Annotated in this window: 20 protein-coding genes and 1 pseudogene; 10 read left to right on the forward strand and 11 right to left on the reverse strand. The window is 55.6% G+C overall.

What is annotated here, in order from left to right:
* Positions 1-43: 43 nt before the first annotated feature.
* The 3 genes and pseudogenes from N0M98_RS17840 to N0M98_RS17850 all read left to right on the forward strand — a co-directional run bounded on the left by N0M98_RS17840 (position 44) and on the right by N0M98_RS17850 (position 2568).
* Positions 44-1005 (forward strand): annotated as a pseudogene (locus N0M98_RS17840) (helix-turn-helix transcriptional regulator).
* A 193-nt stretch (positions 1006-1198) separates the two neighbouring features.
* Positions 1199-1525, forward strand: a complete 327-nt coding sequence (locus N0M98_RS17845) for a hypothetical protein (RefSeq protein WP_249860760.1) — start codon at positions 1199-1201, stop codon at positions 1523-1525.
* Positions 1526-1773: 248 nt separating this feature from the next.
* Positions 1774-2568, forward strand: a complete 795-nt coding sequence (locus N0M98_RS17850; RefSeq protein WP_249860761.1) for an ABC transporter ATP-binding protein — start codon at positions 1774-1776, stop codon at positions 2566-2568.
* 43 nt (positions 2569-2611) lie between these two features.
* On the opposite strand, the gene dapA is transcribed toward N0M98_RS17850, so the two are convergent.
* Complete coding sequence (gene dapA / locus N0M98_RS17855) at positions 2612-3487, reverse strand: 4-hydroxy-tetrahydrodipicolinate synthase (RefSeq protein ID WP_259618718.1); 876 nt, start codon at positions 3485-3487, stop codon at positions 2612-2614.
* 200 nt (positions 3488-3687) lie between these two features.
* Between dapA and N0M98_RS17860 the strand changes: the two genes are divergently transcribed.
* On the forward strand, positions 3688-4590 hold the full coding sequence (locus N0M98_RS17860) for a LysR family transcriptional regulator (RefSeq protein ID WP_259618719.1): 903 nt from the start codon (positions 3688-3690) through the stop codon (positions 4588-4590).
* A gap of 33 nt (positions 4591-4623) precedes the next feature.
* A complete protein-coding gene (locus N0M98_RS17865; RefSeq protein ID WP_259618720.1) occupies positions 4624-5961 on the forward strand; it encodes a purine/pyrimidine permease in 1338 nt (445 codons plus the stop codon).
* Positions 5962-6109: 148 nt separating this feature from the next.
* On the opposite strand, the gene N0M98_RS17870 is transcribed toward N0M98_RS17865, so the two are convergent.
* Positions 6110-6529, reverse strand: coding sequence for a universal stress protein (locus tag N0M98_RS17870; RefSeq protein ID WP_259618721.1), 420 nt, complete (start codon positions 6527-6529; stop codon positions 6110-6112).
* 250 nt (positions 6530-6779) lie between these two features.
* The gene (locus N0M98_RS17875; RefSeq protein ID WP_259618722.1) at positions 6780-7202 is read right to left on the reverse strand and encodes a universal stress protein; all 423 of its coding nucleotides are present in this window, start codon (positions 7200-7202) and stop codon (positions 6780-6782) included.
* A 471-nt stretch (positions 7203-7673) separates the two neighbouring features.
* Between N0M98_RS17875 and N0M98_RS17880 the strand changes: the two genes are divergently transcribed.
* Together N0M98_RS17880 and N0M98_RS17885 are read left to right on the forward strand one after the other, a co-directional pair.
* Positions 7674-8150, forward strand: a complete 477-nt coding sequence (locus N0M98_RS17880; protein WP_259618723.1) for a NanQ anomerase/TabA/YiaL family protein — start codon at positions 7674-7676, stop codon at positions 8148-8150.
* A gap of 114 nt (positions 8151-8264) precedes the next feature.
* The gene (locus tag N0M98_RS17885; RefSeq protein WP_259618724.1) at positions 8265-9272 is read left to right on the forward strand and encodes an acrylyl-CoA reductase family protein; all 1008 of its coding nucleotides are present in this window, start codon (positions 8265-8267) and stop codon (positions 9270-9272) included.
* Positions 9273-9491: 219 nt separating this feature from the next.
* Here the strand turns inward: N0M98_RS17885 and N0M98_RS17890 are convergent, their stop codons facing one another.
* Positions 9492-10367, reverse strand: a complete 876-nt coding sequence (locus N0M98_RS17890; RefSeq protein WP_259618725.1) for a phytanoyl-CoA dioxygenase family protein — start codon at positions 10365-10367, stop codon at positions 9492-9494.
* Between the two features lie 100 nt (positions 10368-10467).
* Entirely contained in the window at positions 10468-11340 is an 873-nt protein-coding gene (locus N0M98_RS17895) for a helix-turn-helix domain-containing protein (protein WP_249860770.1), read from the reverse strand.
* Between the two features lie 354 nt (positions 11341-11694).
* On the opposite strand from N0M98_RS17895, the gene N0M98_RS17900 reads away from it, so the two are divergent.
* Positions 11695-12576 carry an alpha/beta fold hydrolase gene (locus N0M98_RS17900; protein WP_259618726.1) on the forward strand — a complete coding sequence of 294 codons (882 nt, stop codon included), beginning with the start codon at positions 11695-11697 and terminating at the stop codon, positions 12574-12576.
* A gap of 163 nt (positions 12577-12739) precedes the next feature.
* Here the strand turns inward: N0M98_RS17900 and hprK are convergent, their stop codons facing one another.
* A complete protein-coding gene (gene hprK, locus N0M98_RS17905) occupies positions 12740-13651 on the reverse strand; it encodes an HPr(Ser) kinase/phosphatase (protein WP_249866402.1) in 912 nt (303 codons plus the stop codon).
* 279 nt (positions 13652-13930) lie between these two features.
* Here hprK and N0M98_RS17910 point away from each other — a divergent pair, with 279 nt between their 5' ends.
* Positions 13931-14380, forward strand: a complete 450-nt coding sequence (locus N0M98_RS17910) for a GreA/GreB family elongation factor (RefSeq protein ID WP_249860774.1) — start codon at positions 13931-13933, stop codon at positions 14378-14380.
* A gap of 268 nt (positions 14381-14648) precedes the next feature.
* Here N0M98_RS17910 and N0M98_RS17915 read toward each other — a convergent pair whose 3' ends face one another.
* From N0M98_RS17915 to N0M98_RS17930, 4 genes are read right to left on the reverse strand one after another with little or no spacing between them, the layout of a single operon-like run.
* Entirely contained in the window at positions 14649-15755 is a 1107-nt protein-coding gene (locus N0M98_RS17915; protein ID WP_259618727.1) for a GerAB/ArcD/ProY family transporter, read from the reverse strand.
* Positions 15756-15770: 15 nt separating this feature from the next.
* Positions 15771-16004 (reverse strand): hypothetical protein, encoded by a 234-nt coding sequence (locus N0M98_RS17920; RefSeq protein WP_259618728.1) that lies wholly within the window; start codon positions 16002-16004, stop codon positions 15771-15773.
* Positions 16005-16010: 6 nt separating this feature from the next.
* Entirely contained in the window at positions 16011-17213 is a 1203-nt protein-coding gene (locus N0M98_RS17925) for a Ger(x)C family spore germination protein (protein ID WP_249860777.1), read from the reverse strand.
* Between the two features lie 13 nt (positions 17214-17226).
* The gene (locus N0M98_RS17930; protein ID WP_259618729.1) at positions 17227-18729 is read right to left on the reverse strand and encodes a spore germination protein; all 1503 of its coding nucleotides are present in this window, start codon (positions 18727-18729) and stop codon (positions 17227-17229) included.
* 259 nt (positions 18730-18988) lie between these two features.
* On the opposite strand from N0M98_RS17930, the gene N0M98_RS17935 reads away from it, so the two are divergent.
* Entirely contained in the window at positions 18989-20767 is a 1779-nt protein-coding gene (locus tag N0M98_RS17935) for a methyl-accepting chemotaxis protein (protein ID WP_259618730.1), read from the forward strand.
* A gap of 220 nt (positions 20768-20987) precedes the next feature.
* On the opposite strand, the gene N0M98_RS17940 is transcribed toward N0M98_RS17935, so the two are convergent.
* On the reverse strand, positions 20988-22370 hold the full coding sequence (locus tag N0M98_RS17940) for an ABC transporter substrate-binding protein (RefSeq protein WP_249860780.1): 1383 nt from the start codon (positions 22368-22370) through the stop codon (positions 20988-20990).
* Between the last annotated feature and the right edge of the window lie 44 nt (positions 22371-22414).

Here is a 22414-nt window from a genome sequence, read left to right on the forward strand (position 1 = left end):
TCGGCGCGCTCGCAGCTTGCCGGGAAGGGGAAGGGTACAGACGATGTCCAAGGCGGATAATATGCTGGCGATTTTATGGCTGCTGAAGGATCGCAAACGGGTAACGGCCAAGCAGCTGGCGGAGGAGCTGGAGATTCATATCCGAACGGTGTACCGATATATCGATGCGCTGTGCGCCAGCGGCGTCCCGATCATTGCGGATTCCGGGCATAACGGGGGTTGCAGCTTGCTGGGCCAGTTCAACGAGGCGCCGTTGTTTTTTGACATGACGGAACAGAAAGCGCTCATTCACGCGGCCGTCTTCGCGCAGGAATCGGGGTATCCTTTTGGCGAGGCGCTGCAGAAGGCGGTCGGCAAGCTCAAAATGTATACGAGCGAAGAGCAGCTGCAGGAAATCAACAAGCATTTGATCGGCTTCGATGTCATTCAGCCTCCCGCGGACCGCTCCCGGGAGCCCTGCCTTCAGGAGCTGGAGAGCTCCGTGGCGGAAGGCTGTACGATGGAGATACAGTATGCGAAAACGAGCATGCTTGCCGCCGAGCAGCGGCGAGTCGATCCTTACGGTCTCGTGTATTGGAAAGGAAAATGGTATATCGTCGGCTTTTGCCATTTGCGCGGGGATGTCCGCAGCTTCCGCGTCGACCGCATCCGCGCTTTGACCCGCACGGACGCCAGATTCGCCCGCCCGCGTTTTCGGCGAGAGACTTTTTCCTAAGCGCGCTTTTGCCGGATAAGGAGCGTCCGGACCGGCTGATCCCGCTGCACATTGCGGGCTTGGAGCAGGCGATTAACGACTTGTGCGCGCATTGGTACTTGGGACATGGGCTGGCGGAGAGGTCGGCAACCGAGGCGCATTTTCGGGTGGAGGAGGGGGCGGCGGCAGCTTATATTCCCCATCTGCTGCTTTCCTACGGGAGATCGATCCGGATTATCGCCCCCGCGTTTCTTAAGGACAAGCTGGTTGAGTTGACGGGGCAGCTCGGCGAATATTATCGCTCCATGTAACTAACTTTCTATGGAATCGGCCTGGAGGCGCCTCAGGCGTTTTGCCCGGCATATCGTCAACCGCGCACTTCATATGAGCTTCGGCGGACAGCCGGACTTGATTAAAAAAAGCAACTAGGCCGATGGTCAAGAGCATACTATGGCGGGCAAGCGCATAGGATGTTGCGAGACAATGAATTCGGAGGGATGTCACATGAGCAGCCAATTCATTCAGCCGCAGCAAACGCTGTACCAAGCCGATCCCGCTTTCGTGCAATCGGTGAAACGCACGCGGGAGCAACTGTACGACGCGGGCCGCAAATCCTCGAACCGGCCTATTCGCGTCCAAACGGTGGACGGTCAGGTTCATGAAGGAACCATCGCCCATATGGACAACGACCATCTGTACTTGCGCGTTCCGAATCCGAACGCCCGCGGATTTTTCGGCCCATGGGGGCCATGGGGCGGCCCGTCGCCTGTTTACAATGACGTTATTTTGCCGTTAGTGCTCTACAATTTGCTTGTTATCTCGCTGCTGTAACCGAACATCCCGATGCGAACAAAAGGCGACCCGAAGGAAGGGACGCCTTTTGTTTTGAGCTGATTAAAGCGTCTGTGTTCGACCTTCGAAGAGATCTGGCTGCGGCCGAGCGGGAGACGCAGGTCATCCATAGTTTTCGAACGGTCCGGAAGCGATAGATGACAAGATTGGGGGTAGCCGTAAAAGATGCATTGTGGTATGCTAGAAAACATCAGATGATCGGATAACAAGAGGGAGAGGGAAGCCGCATGGAATATGTAATCGATTTGCAAAACATCACGTATCGGAGAGAACAAAACGAGCTGTTAAGGGATATTAGCTGGCAGGTTCGTCCGAGAGAGCACTGGGCGATACTCGGGCTCAACGGCTCGGGCAAGACGACGATGCTTAATATTGTTAACGGTTATATTTGGCCGACGACCGGTAAAGTGTCGGTGCTGGGGCATCCCTTCGGCACTGTGGATTTGCGCGAGCTGCGCATGTCCATCGGCTGGGTGAGCTTGTCTTTGCAGGAGAAATTGTATGGAACGGACAAGGTGGAGCAAATCGTCGTCAGCGGCAAATATGCGACTATCGGGTTGTATGAAAAGCCCGGGGAAGAGGATTGGGACCGCGCTTACGGGTTAATGGAGCAGATGCGCTGCATTCATTTGCGGGGAAGGCAGTATCAGACCTGTTCCCAGGGTGAGAAACAAAAAATATTGATCGCACGGGCGCTGATGAGCTCGCCGAAGCTGCTTATTCTGGACGAGCCATGCAACGGCCTCGATTTGTTCTCGCGGGAAGCGCTGCTCGAAGCGATCGACCAGCTGGCCCAATCGCCCGATGCGCCGACATTGCTTTATGTTACGCATCATACGGAGGAGATTTTGCCGATGTTCCGCCATGCTCTGCTGCTGCGCCGGGGCGAGGTATTCGCCTCCGGGCAGGTCAGCGAGGTGCTGACCGAGCGGAACTTGTCGAGCTTCTTCGAATCGCCCGTCGAGGTGTTAAGCCGGGAGGACCGGTTCTGGGTCCTCCCGAAGGGCGGGCGCCGCGACTAGCCGGCGCCTTGAGGCCGGAGCCGCGGCGGGAAGATCCCGCCCGTCATGCTCCGGCGTAAGGCTGAAGCTGCTGCTGCAGCTTCGCGCCGATCGTCGTCAGCGGCAAGCGAAGCGTGCCGCTGGCGATTTCGCCCTGCTCCGCGAGAAGCCATTTGAGCGGAGCGGGGTTCGGCTCGGCGAACAGCAGCCGGATCAGCGGCAGCAGTTCGTCGTATTCCATCTTGGCCTCGCCCGCGAGGCCAGCGACGAAGCGGTTGTAGATATCCACGAACCGCGCGGTTTCCATATGGGCGGACGCGAGCATGCCGCCTTTGGCTCCGCAGCAGAGCGACGCGTAGAAGTAAGCGTCCTCGCCGCACAGCACCGGCTTCGATCCGCAGCGGGACAGCTCCGACACGAGTTGGATGCCGCCCGAGCTATCCTTCAAGCCGATGACGCCGTCCATCTCCAGAATGGCGCGAACCGTATCCACCTCCAGGGCGACGCCCGTCCTTCCCGGAATTTCATATAGAATTACGGGTACTCCCGTCTCGGCGACCCGCCGAAAATGCTCAATAATCCCTTGCTGCGAAGGCTTGTTATAGTAAGGCACTACGACCAGAGCGGCGTCCGCTCCCAGTAAACCGGCTTGCTCCGTCTTTTTGACGGTAGAGGCCGTATCGTTCGTTCCCGTGCCCAGCACAAGCGGCAGGCGCGAGGCTCCAATCGCCGACTTGGCTTCCGAAGTTAAAGCTTCAAGCTCCAGCCCGGTGATCGTCGGGGACTCGCCCGTCGTACCGTTGACGACAAGACCGTGAATTCCGTCCGCGATAAGCCGATCCGCGAGCTTGCGGAATGACTCCAGATCTACTTCTCCATTAGGATGAAACGGGGTAATGACAGGGACATAAATGCCTTTGAGCTGTTGTTCGGTTAACATAAGGACGCCCTCCTTCGATGGTTGCGGCTGCAGCGCCTTTCGTCTGACCAGCCTGGAAACAGGTTCGGCGAGCTTTTCCGCATTTGCCGTCACGATCCGTTTCACTTGATATTTTCACTGTAGCATGGATTTCATTATCAGTGTTAGCTATAATAAGTGATAGTTATCATCGAAAATTTTGATAATGGAGGCGCTGCCGTATGGATCTAACCTACTTTCGCACGTTCCGCGAGGTGGCGAAGCGCGCAAGCTTCACCCGCGCCGCAGAAGAGCTGGGCTACGCTCAATCGAGCGTTACGATGCAGATCCAGAAGCTGGAGAGGGAATACGGCGTCCCTCTGTTCGAGCGCTACGGCAAGCAGCTTCGCTTGACACCGCCGGGCGAGGCGCTGCTCAAGCTGGCCGTGCAGATGCTGGGGCTGTACGACCAATCGAAGGAAGCGATTGCGAACCAGGTGAGCGGCGCCATTGCGATCGGCACTATCGATTCGCTGGCGGCGTACTATTTGCCGCCGTATTTGCAGCAGTTGAGGCAGCGGTATCCCGGCCTCGGCATTCAACTGCTGCCGGACAGCGAGGCGGCGCTGGTCGCCAAAGTCAAGGAGGGCGAGTATGACGTCGCCCTGCTGCTTGAGCGCACCCGCAGTCAGGCCGATCCGGCGCTCCGCTGCATCACGGTGCGCGAGGAGCCGCTCGTGCTGGTCGCTCCGCCCGGCCACCCGCTGACGGGCATAACGGCGGCGGCGCTCGGCGATCTGGAGGGCTGCGAGCTTATCGTCTCGGAGGGCAGCTGCCTGTATCGCAGCACCTTCGAGAAAGTGCTTAAGGAGAGCGGGATCGCGTACCGGATCGGCTTCGAGCTCGGAAGCTTGGAGGCGATCAAGCATTGCGTCATGAACGGCCTCGGCATAGCGCTCCTGCCGCAGATTGCGGTAGAGGAAGAGCTGCGGCGGGGCAGCTTGGCGATGATCCCGTTCGAGCATCCGGAAATCCGCTTCCAACTGCGGCTGCTCTTGCATCCGAAGAAATGGATGTCGCAGACGCTGCTCGCTTTCATAAATATGCTGACGGGGCAGGAAAGCCTAGATGTGACTGAAATATAAATTATGATTACAGCAAAAATGGAGATGTTAAGATTGGAACAGAAGCGTCAAATCTGGAACGACGGAGTCGGAGCTCTGCAATGGCTCGTATTTTTACTGGCCAATTCGGTCACGCTTCCGATCGTCATCGGACAAATTTATCATTTGCCAGCCAACGAAGTCATCGGGCTGATGCAGCGTACTTTTCTCGTTGCGGGAGCAGGGTCCTTTCTTCAGGGAGTATTCGGCCATCGGCTGCCGATTCCGGATGGGCCTGCGGGGACATGGCTCGGCGTGTTCGCCATTCTCGGAGCGGAAATCGCCAAACAGAGCGCGGGCGCCGGCGGGGCTTATTCCACGCTTCAGACTTTGGAGACGGGGATGCTGGCAGCCGGAATCATATTGATTTTATTCGTCGTTACGGGGCTTACCGGATGGATGATCAAGCTGTTCACCCCGCTTGTTACGGGAGTGTACTTGCTGCTGCTGGGGCTGCAGCTTGGCGGCGTTTTTTTGCAAGGGATGCTCGGTTTGAGCGGAGATGCGCCGCATTTGGACGCCGTGACGTCCATCGTATCGTTCGGCGTGTTTATAGTTATTCTCGTTTTATCCGTCAAAGGCACCGGCTGGCTTAAAAATTACGCCGTATTCATAGGCATCGTACTCGGCTGCATCGCATATTACGCGCTCGGCAAAAGCACAGAGCTTAGCGCGGACGCCGGTGTCGGACTGCCGGCGCTGTTCGCCTGGGGAGCGCCGAAGTGGGACGGCGGTATGGCGATTTCCGCGGTTATTATCGCTTTCATTCTAATGTCGAACACGATTGCGAGCATCGCGGCTATGAAGCAAGTGCTGAATGAGCGGAAGGATGGAGGAGAGGCAGCGGCCCAGCGGCGGGAAGCGGATAGGAGCGGAGTCGTCGGCGGAGTCGTTCAACTGCTGTCCGGCGCGTTTTCTACGGTCGGCACGGTACCGCTGTCGAGCTCGGTCGGTTTCGTCCGGATGACCGGCCAAAAGAAAATGGGCCCTTACTTGTCCGCTTGCATCCTGCTTGCGGGAGTCGCTTTCGTGCCGCTGCTGATCCGGTTGTTGGCGCTGCTGCCCAGTCCGGTAGCTTATGCGTCGGTCATGGCTTCTTTCGTCAATCTGGTCGGTGTAGGCTTGCAATCCATTACGAGGAATCCGCTCGATCAGCGAAGAACCTCCATTCTCGGAATTACGCTTTTGATTGGCAGCGGAGCGATGATTTTGCCGGCCTCGGTGTTCGAAACGATGCCTTCGGTATTCCGCTATGTGCTTGGCAACGGTTTGATTTTGGGAACGATGATAGCCGTGATTTTGGAGCAAGTATGGCGGGATCGGCAGCAGGCGGATGAGGAGCAGGGGGCATAGCCCGAAGAACTGCTGCTGCTGGATCAAGAGACTATTCATTGACGGCCGGCTAACGTCTTAGGAACATAGGAGCGGCGTCGGAGCAGCATAAATAGACCGTATCCTGAGAAGGACGGTCTATTTGTTGTATGCGATTTTTGGTAAAAGATTACTTTACAACCAGCACCGGAGTTTTGGCATGTTGAACGACGTTATGGCTTGTGCTGCCGAGGAACAGCTCGTCGATGGCCGTCAATCCCCTGCTGCCTATAACGATCAGATCGTTGCCGTTCTCGGCGGCGTGCTCCAGGATCGTCTTGGCGGGCTGGCCTTGCTTAATGATCGACTTGGCTGACGGCAAATCGGAAATAAGCCTGTTTATTTCACTATCGATCTTTTGCTCGTGCTCATAATAATGCTGCTGCAGGGCGGGGGTCGTGATTACGGCCTCCCCTACGATAATTAGCGGCACTTGATACACATGGAGAATTTCGATCCGCGCCGCGGCCGCGGCCAGTCTTTTGGCGGTATCCAGCGCTTTTCTGGACAAGTCGGAGCCGTCGTAAGCGACAAGAATGTTGGAGAACATAGCAAGCACCTCTTATTCGTCATTATATGTTGCCGCATCGGCCGTTGAAGCCTTCAGTATGTAAAAATCGTGCCGCAACTTCACATGTTGTTTCCGTTTCAAATCTTTGTTAGATTAACGTCCCCATCTCGCCGCCGGTTTATTCTCCAGCCGAATGCTTGAAGCCTGCGGGCGACAGCCGCTTACAAGCGGCGTTTTCCCAAAGAACAGCAGCACGGCAAACGATGCCGCGCTGCGTTCGGTTTCAAAATTATTTTACGATAAGGACAGGCACTTTGGAGTTTTGCACGACATTATGGCTAACGCTGCCAAGGAAAAACTCGCGAATGGTTCCAAGCCCGCGGCTGCCCATAATGATAAAATCAAAGCCGTTATCATTCGCATAGTTTAGAATCGTGTTCGCCGGCTGTCCGTATTCGATCGCGAAGCTGGCTTGCACGTCGGACGGCACCATTTGTTTGGCTTCGTCGATGACGGCCTGGCTGATTTTGGGGTCGACGGTAATGGTCGTACCCATAGCGTAAGATACGTCCTGTACGATATGAAGGACTTCCAGGACAGGCTTTCCCGACTCGCGGGAAGCGGTTTCTTGTACGATGTCCACTGCTTTGGAGAGCGCTTTGCGAGATAAGTTCGAGCCGTCGAAGGGAACGAGAATTTTAGAGAATAGCATGACAGCCACCTCCGTAGGAATTGGTTTGACCGCACCCTAGCACTGGCCGCGCCGTCACGATAAACCGGCAAAGCCGGACATGGGCCGGTCGATAGTTTCTCTCTCGTCTGCACCGTTGGCACAAAGCGAACGGTTTCATTGCAAGCATCGACCAGAAGGAGTCGATGTTAAGCCGTCCGAACGCGGCGGCTAGTTTTTGTTTACGATTTCATTATAACATACTTTCGCTCGAATATTGTCGGAAAAATCAGAAAACGTTTGACAAAAGTAGGAACAAAGTGTGTAGCTGCCTGAATTGGTCGGCCGCTTGCAATGAAGGGATATGCATAAATCATGGCGCTTCTGGGCGTCATGACGGCGTCGGGGGCGCTTTTTCTTTTGCCGCGATAACGGTATACTGGAAATGAATCAGGATTGTTCACAGGTTAAGTTCATATGCCACACCATTCCAGGGAGAGGCGGTAGCTGCAAATGATTTTTAGCGATTTGAAGCAGTGGGAACGCGAGCAGACGGTTTATCCGGAGGCCATTACGAAAGGACTTCAATATATACGGAGCACCGATTTCAGTGAGCTGCCGCTCGGCAAGCATGAAATCGACGGCGAGCTGATGTTCGCTTTGCTGCAGGAACCGCTCACGCAAGGGTGGGAGCGGCAGAGGCCGGAATCGCATCGCACTTATACGGATATTCAGCTTCTGCTTTCGGGGGAAGAACTGATCCGCGTCGTTCCTTTATCGGAGGAAGCGGTTATTTCCGAAGAATCGTTTGATACCAGGGATATCGCTTTTTACAGCAAGGTTGGGGCGGAGAGCGATCTTGTGCTTAAGCCGGGGTTGTTTGCGGTATTTTATCCCGGCGACATTCATCGTCCGTGCTGCAGCGTCGGTCAGGATCAAAAAATCCGCAAGGTCGTCATAAAAGTTCATAAGAGCTTGCTTGGTCTATAAAGTTTTTGCTTTTGCAGGACGGTCATAACGGCCTTTCGGCGCGGGTGAGCAAGCTGAAAGTGCCGTCCGGGCGTTTCTATGGCCGATTACTGACGAGGAAAGGGGCGGCAGCGCATGTCGTGGAAATCCGAATCCGATACGTTTCAAGCTTTGGTCGTGGAAAAAGAAGGAGAACGCTTCGAGGTCGGCGTGAAGACGCTGCGCATCGAGGACCTGCCCGCGGGCGACGTGCTGATTCACGTAGCCTTCTCGGGGGTCAACTATAAGGACGGGCTGGCCTGTATTCCGAACGGAGGGATCGTTCGCAGCTACCCGCATGTGCCGGGCATCGATCTGGCCGGCTTCGTGGTTCAATCGGCCGACGCACGGTTTCAAGCCGGACAAGCTGTGCTGGTCACCGGATTCGATCTCGGCGTCGCGCATTTCGGCGGGCTCAGCGAGCTTGCCCGCGTCCCGGCCGAGTGGGTCGTGCCGCTGCCCGCGGGGCTCGAGCCCTACGAGGCGATGACGATCGGCACGGCCGGTCTGACGGCGGCGATGTCGGTGGACCGCCTGGAGAAGAACGGCCTTCGGCCGGAGCATGGCCCTGTGCTGGTCACCGGCGCAACTGGCGGTGTCGGCAGCTTCGCCGTGGCGCTGCTCGCCGCCAAGGGCTACCGGGTCGCGGCTGCCACGGGCAAGGCCGCGGAGCATGACTACCTGCGCAGCCTCGGCGCGCAGGAGATAATCGGGCGCAGCGAGCTGAGCCCGGAGGCGATCCGGCCGCTCGAGAAGCAGCGATGGGCGGCGGCCGTCGATCCGGTCGGCGGACGGTCGCTCGCTTATATTCTCGCCTCCGTCCGTTACGGAGGCGCTGTGGCCGTGAGCGGCCTGACCGGCGGCGGGGAGATCCCGGCGACGGTGCATCCGTTTATTCTGCGCGGCGTCAGCCTGCTCGGCATCGACTCGGTCCAATACCCGGCCGAGCTTCGCTACGAGCTGTGGGAGCGGACCGCGGCGGCGCTGAAGTCGACGGGTCATCTGGAGCGAATCGCCCGCCGCATCCGGCTGGACGAGGTGCCCGGATACGCAGCGGAAATATTGAAGGGCCGGATGAGAGGACGGGTCATCGTCGAACTGTAAACCGGAGACGGGCTCGGTTTACGCCCGCTGACCCGGATCGCATGCCTTCAAGGACAGCTTCGGTAACAGCGCGATTTCCGTTGTCCGGATGGGCCCGGTTCTTATCATCACGCATTCGTCACGAAAACCCCGAAGCTGGGGAAGCCGCTTCGGGGTTTTCGGCTTGCGTTCGTTTTCACTGTAAGCCGTACTTCGGCGCGGCGAGTCGGCGCGGCTTCGTTAACACTCGGCCCCGGTCATCTCGTTCGTAAACATCCGCTTATATTCCTGCGGGGTCAGCTTTTTGGCGGATTCGGGCGCATAATGGATTTGCAGCGAACGGCGGCGCTTGGCCGAGAAGTTCGGCGGCGTTCCGTGATGCAGCAATCCCGAGAAAATGAGCGCGCCTCCGGGCTTCAGAGGAACCGCCACATCCTGCTCGACCTCGACGGCCACGTCGCACAGCTGCCAATCGCGGACCGCGTAATGCGGGACGGCCCCGTCGCGATGAGAGTAAGGTATGACGTGCATGCAGCCGTTATCCAGCTCGGCGGGATCAAGCGCGATCCAGATGCCGATCACCGATTTGTCGTAAGCCAGGTTGCCGTAAGCCATATCTTGATGCCAAGGCTTCTCGGCGCCGCCGGAAGGCGGTTTCAATATCGCCTGATCCTGCGCCACTTTCGGAGCTTCTCCGAACAGTTTCCCCATTGCCGCCAAAATATCGGGATGATGGGCCACAGCTCTCAGCCGAGGCTCATGATCTACGTAATCGTGCAGCTTGCGGGCGGCAAGCTCGATCTCTTCCTCCGTATGAAGCTCGGAGCGGGGTTTCACGAACTGAATTTTGGTGCCTGTCGACCTTCCGAACAGGACATCCATGATCGCTTCCAGCGAAGAGTCGATTTCCTGGTTGTTTAACACCTGCTCGACGACGAGATATCCGCGTTCCCAGAACTGCCTTACATGCTGCTCGGTCAACTGATCGAGCGTCGAAATACGGTCTGACGCAACGGAGTCGTAGCGGTAGAGCGTATCGGCAATGTGACGCGCCAATTGTTCTTCATCTTGATTTTCGTAAGAGTGTAATGTGCGCGGCGTTGATTTGGAACTCACTTCCATTCCTCCCTTCGTTTGCTTGCTTTTATATTAGCTTAGCGAGAGCGGATGCAAAATGGGGGGAATGCGCTATTTTTTATACTTAAGCCGATATCGGCTATTTTTGGTCTTCCTGCTGCGCATGCGCCTTCGAAGGCTCGGACTTCCATTTGAACTGCGAAGGCGGTGAGCCGTAATGCTCCTTGAACTGCTTGCTGAATAAATAGACGTTGGAGTAGCCGAGCGCTTCGGCCACCTGCGAGACATTCATCGGAGTCTCCATCAGCAAATGCATTGACCGCTCCAGACGAGCGTCCGTAATGTATTCCTTGATGGAGGTTCCGGTATATTTTTTGAACAAGACGCTCAAGTATTCGGGGGAGAGCCCGACCTGCCCGGCGATTTCCCTGTGGCTTACGCGCCGACCCGGGTCCTCGCGGATGTAGCTGATCACCCTCGCAACGAGCTGCCGATGCTTGCCTGTCATGGAGGCGTTGTCCGTTTGCTGAAAGCGGAGGAGCTGCATCATAAGCTGCTTCATGATCAAGTCGTACTCGGCGACGCGCCACGGAGTGTCCGAATGGACCAATTGCAGCAGGCGGTTCAGCAGCATCTCGAACAGCAGCGTATCGGCCACAACCGTATGGCGTTCCGGCAGCATAGCGGGGATGAACGGCAGTTGGCGGAAGGGGTCGATAATCGAAAAATGAATAAAAATAACGTTAAGACGATCGACCGGGTCCTGCGTCGCTTCTACCTGATCATCGGGCCTCAGCAGAAAACAGCTGCCCTGCCCGATAGGATAGCTCGTCCCGTTCACGGTCATTTGCCCTTTGCCGGACATCGCATACCATAAGTCGTAATCCGGCAGAGGCCGCATGGGCTGCCAATGCCAGCCCGGCTCGCAGCGCGCTTTGCCTGCGTTGGCGGAATGAACGAACTGTGCGCCCAGAAGCGATTCGATAGAAGCCTCGGTATGACGGTCAGACATGATCGGCCTCCTCCTCGCGATAAAATGAATCATTGCTCTGTTTTATACTAGCGGCAGCGGCGCTTGCCCGAGCCGCGGGCGGTGTGAGAGAAGCGGAAAGTGCGCCGCCGCTGAAACATATCTCTTTTCGTTATCGTAAAAGAAATTAGAAGAATCATCAACCGAAACGCCTGATTCTTGTCGTGATGGGAGTTCATGCGATTCAGAAGCGCAACAATGCTTCCGCGGCGACTTAAGCTGGATTGCTGGGGACGGGCCAATCAATACCGGTCCGATTTTACAAATTATGTATGCTGGCAGCAAAAATGGGCAGGCTATCGTTAATAAAGAAACCTGAACATGAGGTGCATAACGATGCCGATGGCAACAGTGAACGGTGCGGTGCTGCATTATGATTCGGTCGGGACGGGGGTTCCGATCGTTTTTATTCACCCGCCGCTTTTGACAGGGGAAGTATTCGTTTTTCAGCGGGAGCTTCGGGACCGGTTTCGGATTATTACATTCGATGTACGAGGGCACGGCTTGACCAAGCCTGAAGGAGCTATCACCTATGCCGCGATCGCAGCGGATGTGGTCGGACTGTTGGATGCGCTGAACATTCCCAAGGCTTACGTATGCGGCTACTCGACCGGCGGCTCCGCCGCATTGGAAGCGATGCTCGCGTACCCGGAGCGGTTCGCCGGAGCCATTCTGATCAGCGCGATGCCGGAGATCAACGACTGGTATAACAAGTTCCGCCTTTGGACGGCTTGCCAGATGTGCAAGATGTCGGCGAAGCGTCTGCTCTCCGCGGCCATCGCCATGGGCAACGCCGATTGCCGCAGCACGTTCCGCCGTCTGTACGAGGGAGCGATGCGCGGCGATATACGCAGCATGAGACAATATTTTGATTGCAGCTACGCCTCTAACGTTACGGGCAGACTGACCTCCATCCGCGTCCCGGTTCTGCTCGTCTACGGAGAGAAAGATATCAGCTTTCACCATTATGCCCGAATGATACAGACCAGAGTGCCCGATTGCGCGTTCCACCTGATTGCGGGGGCAAAGCACGAGATTCCGACGAGGAATGCCCGGGAGCTGAACGAGCTGATCCGGCTGTGGCTTGCAGAGCCCGCGCTTCAGCCTCTTGAAGAGGAGCGGGTGCAGGATGGGAGGGACGAGAACCCTCTCGAAGTCCCCGACGTGATGATGCCGGGGCTGCCGGAGGAAGGGCGGGAGCTCCCGGACGCTCGCTAGCCGGCGCCTCTGCGATAGTGCCGTCCGCGAGGCGAGTGCAGAACGCCGCCTCGGCATGATCGCAGCGCCGCGCGCCGCTCCCGGAACACATGGAAGCCCCCGTCTACCAATATGCGATAGGCGGGGGCTTCCGTTTTTGCCATCTTGCTCTCGCGGCAGCGCGTCAATGATCGCTCTCAAGCCGCTTCATAAAGTCCTCTACGGCGCTGTAGCCTTGCTGCTTCAAGTACCAGTTGTTCGCCGCCGCCTCGACGAGTCCGGCGACGTCCCGTCCCGGCTGCAGCTGAATTTCGAGGTGAGGAATGCGGACATCCATGTAATCGGTGAATGTCGGCTCCAGCTCCAGCTCGTTATTGAGCGCATTGTTTTCCCATTGCGTCAATTCGATATCGAGCACGATGCGCGTTTCTTCCTGGAACGCTTTGCGGCCGTACAGGCGGGACACGTTGATCAGCCCGATGCTGCGGAGGGCGAGAAATTCCTTGCTCTTGCCGTTATGGGTGCCGATGAGCGTCTCCGGGCTAGTTTTCCTGAGCACGACGATATCGTCGGCGACGAGCCGATGCCCGCGGCGGATCAGCGTATGCGCAGTTTCGCTTTTGCCGACGCCGGATTTGCCGCGCAGCAAAATGCCGATGCCGGAGACGTTGACGCAGACGCCGTGAATCGCGATTTCCGGAGCGAGCGATTTGGTAAGGAATATATCCATCAGCTCCAGAAATTTATTCGTCGGATGCGGCGTGCGAAGCAGCGGGATGCCCTCTTCCTCGCAGTATTTCATTAAATATTTTAAGCCGTCCAAATTGCGGGTGACGACAAAGCAGGGCGGATGATATTTGACGATATTGCCGATTCGCAAATTGCGCTCTTCTTCGCTGAGCGTGTGCAAGTAATTGATTTCTTTGCTGCCGAGCACCTGTACGCGCGCTTGCGAGAAAAATTCGAAGTACCCGACAAACTCAAGTCCGGGCCGATGCGTTTTCGATTTCGTAATTTGGCGGTGCAGCTCCTTCTCGCCGGCGAGCACATCCAGCGAAAAGCGGTTCACCAAATCTTGCACGGTAACGGATTTTATCATTGGTGCCTTTTCCCCCTCAGCCTTTTTATTTTGCATAGTTCACTTCGACACGGCTCTTGCGTTTTCCTGCGATGCGGGAAGCCGCCTTGCGATCCGTCGTTTTCGGCGCGCTTTATTCGGGTGACTTGGGAATATTGGATCATTCTGTTAATATAGTTAAAGGGACTTCTGCCATTTCGGAGAGGTCCTATTTGCTAAAGGAGGAATTCTGGATGAAAGCGTTTAACGGTTATTTTACGGAAGGCGAAGTCATACGCAGCGGAGGTGATCCATACTATGAACCATAGTCTGTTGTCATCGGCCCGGGCGCAGCTGATCAACCAGCTCGTATACTTCGATGAAGAACGGTTTCAATTTCTCGATCAATATTTTGCCGACGAGAAGGAGAAGAAGCGAGGCGAGCAGTTTGTCGAAGACTATACCCGGACACTTGAGCATATTATCGCTCATTTCGAAGAGGAAACTTTGCATTCCGTAGCACTTATAGGCAGTCGTATTGCCACCTTGGAGGATACCGACGAGGAGTCGTTTACGATCGTGTTTCCGCATCAGGCCGATCCGGACAGGAACCAGATCTCTTTTCTGGCGCCTTACGCGTTCCAGCTGCTTCTTGCGGCCAGAGACGAGAACCGTGCGGTATCGACGCCGATAGGCAGCTCGTCCGTTCAAGTTCGCAATGTCGAATATGTCAATATGGGAGAGCCTTTTCATAAACGGGGCCTTTAAAGTGTCCGTTGAAAAAACAGACGGAGTAAGCGAGAGCAATCTGTAGAAGCGGAGCGTTCGCCTTTGTTCCTGAATTTCAACCCAATCAAGGGCGGATCATTCAAGAAATTCGGGAACAACAGCAATCGGAAGATGCTTTCGCATACGCAGTCGGTGTTTTTCACCACCCTTTTAAAGCCCGCAACAAACACAGCCGCCGACTGCGTACCGCAGCGGGGGCTGTGTTGTCATATTAAGACCTTTATGCTGCGCTCAGGCAAGTATCGCCTTATTTTTGGGACAGAGGATGGTCGGCGCTTTTGCGCCGCACCCAAGAGACCGCGAGCAGTAGAAGCGGAAGAAACAAGGTGAAGATGAGATTGAAGGGAGACCAGTTTTTGGCCAGAAATTCCTGGATGAACAGCGTATTCGGATAGCACATGAGCGACAGAACGATCAGGCCGAAGGCCAGCGGGACGGTCAGCGGACGATAATCTTTGAACCCGAGAAGCTGGCCGAAGCCCAAGACGGAGGCGTGCAGAGTGATTGAGATTTTCAGAAAAATCGACAATACCCAAATGAAAATCATCATCCCTTCCACCCGCTGCAGAAACTGCCCGATATTGATGTTTTTGGCCAGCGTGTACGCCGGAAACAACTGATTGGCCGTCAAGGAAGGCCCGAGCACGGCGATGCTCCCGACGGTCGTGACGATGAGAAAGCAGCCGCCGATAAGCACCCCGAAAAAGAACGCCCTTCCCCGCCCGCGTTCATGAACGACATAAGGATAGATCATCAGCAGGACGACCATTTCCTGTAGTCCGTAAAATTTGAACGCGCCTTTCATTACCGGTTTGACGCCGTACTCCAGCATCGGGGTAAAGCCGCTCAGCTCGAACTTCGGGATGACCGGGATAATCAGAATCAGAAATAAAATGATCATCCACGGGAAAAAAATTTCGGCTGCCCGCGTGAATACGCCGAGCCCGGCGCGAACGGCACCGATGAGGGCCAGCGCGAATAAAATTTGGACAATTTCGATCGGCGTTTCCGGAATCGTCTGCGTCGTCAGAAAATAGCCCATATCCCCGACCATCAGGGCGGCCAGCAAGTAAAAAAAACCTACGAATCCTAAGGCGACCGCTCCTCCTGCCCAGGTTCCCAGCGTCTTACGGCAATATTCCACCAAGGTCAGGGACCCCAGTTTTCGGCCGAGATATCCGTACAGCAGCACGACGAAAGCGTTAAACAGAACCCCCGCAATACAGGCGAGCCAGGCGTCCTGCTTGGCATCGGCGGCAAGCCCGGCCGGCGCGATAAGAATGGAGGTTCCAACCATGAAAAAAATAACCAGTACGGTGAAGGCGCGGATGCTGATAGCTCCCGATCGGCTCACTTGTCTTCCCACCTTTCATTCAAAGCATGCATATACCGCCTTGGCGAACGGACCGATGACGGCGGCAATCCAGTCCAGCGGATTCGGAAGGAGGAGATGGAGCGCTTTGGCCATGCCGACCGCGCAGATAAGCAGCATCAGCACGAGCGTGACCCACATATCTTTCCGTCTCCGGTCTTTCCACAAATGGGGCAGCTCGATGAAGCCCATCCAGAGCAACGTGCCGACTATACCGACCAGCAGCCACATAAGCGGTCAATCCTCCGTTTCATGCTGCACCGATTGCAGAATGGTGCCGATTCTCCTGACGATAGTTTCGGGGTACACGTGAATTTCGGCATCGGCGAACCGGTCGTCCCAATTTTTGATCCGATGCCATTCTTTCGGATAAGCGCTGTGAAATTTATCGCCAAAGCCGTAAATATCGGCGCGGAATTGCCGCTGCGCCTTCCGAATCGATTGCTCCAGAAGGTCCTTTACTTTCTTGTCGAGCAGCTTCTTCACCTCTACGAGAAAAGACGGGGCCAGCAAATCCGTTCTGCACTCTACATCGGAAATATCGTATTCGAGTCGGATATGCACATCGAAGCTCGGATTGCCGCCTTGCAGCTTCGGGTGAATCGAAGCATGCGAATTCACGATCTGCATGGTAAGCTTCCCGTCTCCTCCGGGACAAGCGGTGTAGGCGGTCGTTTGTTTCGTCGCATTTTGAAGATAGTTCCATACTTTCGTATCGCCCTCGTCCATCCAGCCGACCATTTTGTCGGCTTTGAAGGCGGCCATGCCGGTGTACTGCATAATGACGGGGGGATCGATTCGCTGGACGCTGCCGATTTTATCCCCCTCCTTCAGATTGCCGACAAGCTCGATGCCGGTGATGGCCGGATCTTTGCCTTGTTTGGACAGATCCTTGATCAGCCGGTCCAGCGTAATTTTGCCGGTGGCGGCCCATACCCGGTCCGAAGCTTCCAGCTTGGTGTACAGATTGTTGGCGGGTATAGGGTCCATGGAGCTGTACATCCGCAGCAGCTCGGAGGCGCTTGTATTTTTGGCGACAACGAGATAAAAGTCGGTCCGCATATCCCGGTTGCGCGAAATGAAATCGAGCGGCTTGCTGATTCCGGCTCGGGCCAGCTTCTCGCCGATGACGAGCATCCGCAGGTGAGCGAAGTACAGCCGCCGCGGGGCCTTGACCGTCATGCGGGCCAGCGCTTCGGGAACCGTGCTGCCCGCTTCTTCATAAGTGATGACCGGGCTGAAATTGATGCCGCTGCCTTTCTTAACGACGACCTGCCCCGGATTGACGATCTGTGCGATCACTTTATACCCCGAATCCGTTTTATCGAGTCCAAGGCCGACGATAATGCTCAGCTCGTTCAGCTCCTTGCGGCTCCAGCAGCCGGACAACGGCAGCGTCATCAGCAGCAGGATGAGGCCTACGGACAAGAAGCGTTTCATGCTTATCCCCTCTTTACCGCCGTTTTTGACGGATCAAATTTCTCGGATGCAAAATTTTGGGACGCGTAAACATTCGCGGAAAGGTCACTCGCATCAGGGAGTCCTTCTGATCCGACCGGCGAAACGGAGCGAGCGGACCCATATAGGAGATGCCGAAGGACGAAAGGCTGCACAGATGCAGCACGACCATAATGAGCCCTACAAAAATGCCGAACAATCCGAAGGATGCGGCCAGCAGCATCAGCGCGAATCGCACGATTCTCGCGGCGATGCCCAGATTGAAGGCGGGAAGCACGAAATTGGATATCGCGGTGATCGAGACGACGATGACCATCGCCGCGCTGACCAGACCGGCCTCGACCGCAGCCTGGCCGATAACCAGCGTGCCGACGATGGAGATGGACTGCCCGACGGTACGCGGCATTCGCACGCTCGCTTCGCGCAATATTTCGAACGTAAGCTCCATGAGGAGCGCCTCGACGAAAGCGGGAAACGGCACGCCTTCGCGCTGGCTGGCGAGATTATACAGCAGAGTGGTAGGCAGCATTTCTTGATGAAATGTCGATATGGCGATGTAGAAGGACGGCGTCAGCATCGCCAGCACGAATGCCACAAATCGGAGCAGCCGGATCAAAGTGGCGAAGTCGGACCGCTGGTAGTAATCTTCGCTCGATTGGAAAAATTGGATGAACACGGCGGGAACGAGCAGCGCGAACGGCGTGCCGTCCACCAGAATGGCGACGCGTCCCTCCATCAGCCCGGCAGCGACGACATCCGGCCTCTCCGTGTTGAAGACGGTCGGGAAAGGGCTGAAATGCTTATCCTGAATATATTCTTCGATGTAATTGCTTTCCAGAATTCCGTCGATATCGATCTCCGACATCCGGCGGCGCACCTCGGAGAGCACATCTTCGTTCACCAGATGATCCAAGTAGATGATCGCCGTTTCCGTTTTGGTCACCTCTCCGATCTTCATGCTCTCGATCCACAGATGATGGCTCGCGATTTTGCGGCGGATCATGGCCGTGTTCCAGGTCAGCACCTCCGTGAAGCCTTCCCGCGGACCGCGGACAACGGACTGCACATTCGGCTCCTCGACGGAACGCGCCTTCAGATCCTTCGTTCCGACGGAAAGTCCGTAGCTGCAATGATCGACAAGCAGAATGCTGTTGCCGGACAGCAGGGAGTCCAGCAGCTCCTGCATCGTCGTAACATCGGCTACCGAGCCTTCGGAAATGACGCTGACTTTGTAATATTCGAGCAATTGCTCGGAAGAACGGATAGCCTTATCCGGCGCCGTGTTATCGGTCAACAGCGACTGCAGCATTTGATGCAGGTTGGATAAGCCGTCTACATGCAGAATAGCTCCGTTAAGGGGAGTGCCTCCCAGATCGATTCGGATATGGCGAATTTTAATATCGGAGCTGTTGCCGAGCGCCTGCAAGACGAATTGTACGTTATCTTCAAGCAGCGTGCCGAGCTTTAGCGGTTCATGATCCTGATTGGAAGGGCTCATCGTACGTCACCTAATTTTGCGAAAATAGACTTTGTCGATTTATAGTTTGCATCTAATGGGATTTTTAAACAAAAAAGGAACAAAGATACGTTTCGAGATCGTTTCAGGAGCAATTTTCAGAAAAAAATTGTAAAAATTCGACAAAGGTCTAAAGTATTTCGAACTATTTGTCGAAATAGTAAGAGGGCCAAAATACCCAATGAAAGGAAATGGCGCTTTCATAAAAATAGAAACTAGCGAACATCGGAGGCTGTGGAGAATGAATGTAAAGAAAAGTTTGAAGTTGAATTGGAGGCTGAACGTGCGGCTTACGCTGTACAAGAAGCTGTTCGCCAGCTTTATCGTTATTTTGCTGCTGTTATCCGCTATCGGAGGCACTTCTATGACGAAGATGACGACGATGGGACAAAAATCGCAGCAAATGACGGAAAAAGGGCTCCCGAGCGTCATCGCATTGGGCAATTTGAACCATGACCTGAAGGAGCTTGACGACCTGATGCTGCGGATTCAGCTGAATATGCAGGATAAAGCCGCGAACGATATGGCTTCCATGGGCATAACGGATGAAGTGCTGTCGCAGCCGGATAAAGCCAAAGGGCTCTTCGACCAAATCAATGAACAGACCAAAAAGGTGGATGATCTGGCTGTCACCGAAAAGGACGCCAACCTGGCTAAAATGTTTCTTAACGACTGGAATCAGTACGCCAAGCTGTTCCCCGATATCTTGAGAGCGGCCCAGCAGCACGGTTCCGAAGGCTTGACGCTGATCCAGGAAGCCGACAAGCATCTGATGGCGTGCAGCATGGTCATCGAAGTGTTCACCAATAATTTGCAGAATCATGCGGACGAATGGGCGACAGAGCTTGAAGAAGCGAACCAGTCCGGCATGACGTGGGTAATCTCGCTCAGCATTATCGCCGTCGTGCTGGGACTTGCGGTGTCCTTCCTCATCGCAAGGCATGTGTCTAAACCGCTGAAATCGATGAGCGAAGCGGCCAAACGGATTTCGGACGGGGATCTGACCGTAACGAACTTGTCGATGTCCCGGCAGGACGAGATTGGCGAATTGAGCAGAGCCTTCGAACAGATGACCGGCCACATGAGACAAATGATTCTTAAAATTAATGAGCATTCCCAATTGGTGACCGTATCCGCCGCACAACTGAAAACTAGCTACGAGGAGATGCAGCAAGCTTCAGCGCAGATCGCCACGACCGTGAAGGATGTCGTTAACGGCGCCGATCAGCAGACGGTCACGATGGAAGAGACGTCCCGGTCGATGGAGGAAGTGGGAGACGGCATCAGCCGTATGGCGGAGAGCGCTTCGTCGATCGCCGAGTCCGTGGAATGGACGAAGCAGCAGGCGGAGAGCGGGGAAACCTTCGTACAGAATACGGTCGAGCAGATGAGCTCGATTCATAATTCGGTTCATCAGACGGATCAGGTGGTTCGCCTTCTGGAGGCGAAATCGAATCAAATCGGCAGCATTTTGCAGGCGATTCAAGAAGTGGCGCATCAGACGAACTTACTGGCGCTGAACGCCGCGATTGAAGCGGCGCGCGCCGGCGAGCAGGGCAGAGGCTTCGCCGTCGTTGCGGCGGAAGTGCGCAAGCTGGCGGAGCAATCCGGCCAATCGTCCGATGAGATCGGCAAGCTGCTGAGCGAAATTCAGTCCGGCATTCGCGAATCGGGCGAAGCGATGGGCAAGGTGAAGGAGGAAGTGCAGTCAGGTATCGAACTGGTTAAGGAGACGGAGCAGAACTTCGGTCAAATTCTGCAGTCGACTTCCCATATCGCTTCTCAGATCCAGGAGATGGCGGCAACGTCCGAGGAGATTTCTGCCGGAGCCGAGCAAATAACGGCGGCTGTGCAGCAGGTGGCGTATATTGCCAAAGAGAACGCGTCTTACTCGCAGAACGTATCGTCATCGGCTGAGGGCCAACTGGAGACGACAGGAGAAGTCCAAGCATCGGCGCAATCGCTCTCGGAAATGGCAGACGAGCTGCAGCAGCTGCTGTCCCAATTCAAAACGGCTTAACAGGTCCGCTGCGGATGAAGCGGAGCCTCCTCGGGAACGCAGCTTAAGCCAAATAGCCCCGGAAAGCGGGGCTTAGGCTTTGAAGCTGTGTAAGGTACTTCGCGGGGAACCCCGAAAATGCACCAATGCTATGGCGCCCCAAAAAGCCCGCCCCTTGCTGCTCCTTCGGCAGTGGGGCGGGCATCTTTGTTTCCTTGCAGCAGCGCGGGAGATTCGGCGCTTACGGAGCCACCGTTTTGTTATAAGCGGCAAGCTTGGACGTAATCTCCTTGGCTGCGGCGTCCAGCGCTTCCTTCGGCTGTTTCTTTCCGTTCAGCACTTCTTCAATCGCCGTTTCGGTCAACTGGCGCGCTTCGGGGAAGACGCCCATGACCGCGCCTTGGGTCGCCGTATTCGCCTTCGTGGCGTGGAGCTGTTCGACGGCCGTTTTCAATTGCGGATACTTGGTGAGGTTTTCCTTAACGGTCGGCTCGTCGTACGCTTTTTTGGTTATAGGGAAGTAGCCGGTGTTGACATGCCAGTACGCCTGCTGTTTAGGCTCGGCCAGAAACTTGATGAACTGCCAGGCGCCTTGCTGCTCGGCTTCGCTGCGGTTGTTCAAAACGTACAGGCTGGCTCCGCCGACGATCACTCCGCCGTCCTTGGCGTCGGCCGGTTTAGGCAGGAAGGCGGTGCCGACCTCGAACTTGCCTTGCGCGCCGTCGACGATTCCGCGCAGCGAGCCTGTGGAGTCGAGCGTCATGCCGATTTGTCCGGCGAGGAACGCTTTTTTCGTATCGTCGGTTTTACGTCCGAGGTTCAGCGCGACTTTATCGTCGACCAGCTGCTTCCACCAGGTCAGCGTCTTCACGCCGGCTTCGCCGTTCACGAGAGATTCGGTAGCGATGCCTTTGCGCCCGTTGCTATTGTTGAGCAGATCTGCGCCTTGATTGGCGAAAAATTGCTCCATCAGCCAGCCGTAAATGGCGAAGGAAGCGCCGGTTTTGCCGTCTTTGGTCAACGCTTTGGCGGCTTGGGCTACATCGTCGAAGGTAACCGGCGGCTTCTCCGGATCAAGTCCGGCCGCTTTGAACATGTCTTTGTTATAGTACAAAATCGGGTTGGACGTATTGAACGGCATGGCATTCAGCTTGCCGTCGATTTTGTAGTAGTTCAATATATTTTCTTCCAGCTGGGACAAGTCGTATTTATCTTGATCGATAAATTTCTGTATCGGCGTGATCGCTTTGGAATCGATCATGAAACGGCTGCCGACCTCATAGACCTGAATCAGCGTAGGGCCGCTTTTGGAGTCCATGGACGCTTTCATTTTGTTTAAGCTTTCGTCGTAGGTGCCTTGAAATACGGCCTCGACGGTCACATTGCTTTGCGAGGCGTTGAAGTCGGCTACCAGCTTGTCCACCGCTTTGCCGAGCTCGCCGCTCATCGAGTGCCACCAGACGACTTTGACCGGCTCTTGGGCTTTGCTTCCCGCTGCCGGCTGCGCAGCATCCTTGCCGCTTCCTTCGGCGGCCGGCTGACCGGCGTTCGTGCCGCATGCGGATAAGGTCATTACGGCGGCCATACAAAGCGGAATCAGGCTTTTTTTAGTGAAGCTTTTCATTGGTTCTTCTCTCCCTTTTTTTGAAGTGCGGTGATATATAGGTG

It is taken from the genome of Paenibacillus doosanensis, from assembly GCF_025060755.1.
GTDB classification, from domain to species: domain Bacteria; phylum Bacillota; class Bacilli; order Paenibacillales; family NBRC-103111; genus Paenibacillus_S; species Paenibacillus_S doosanensis.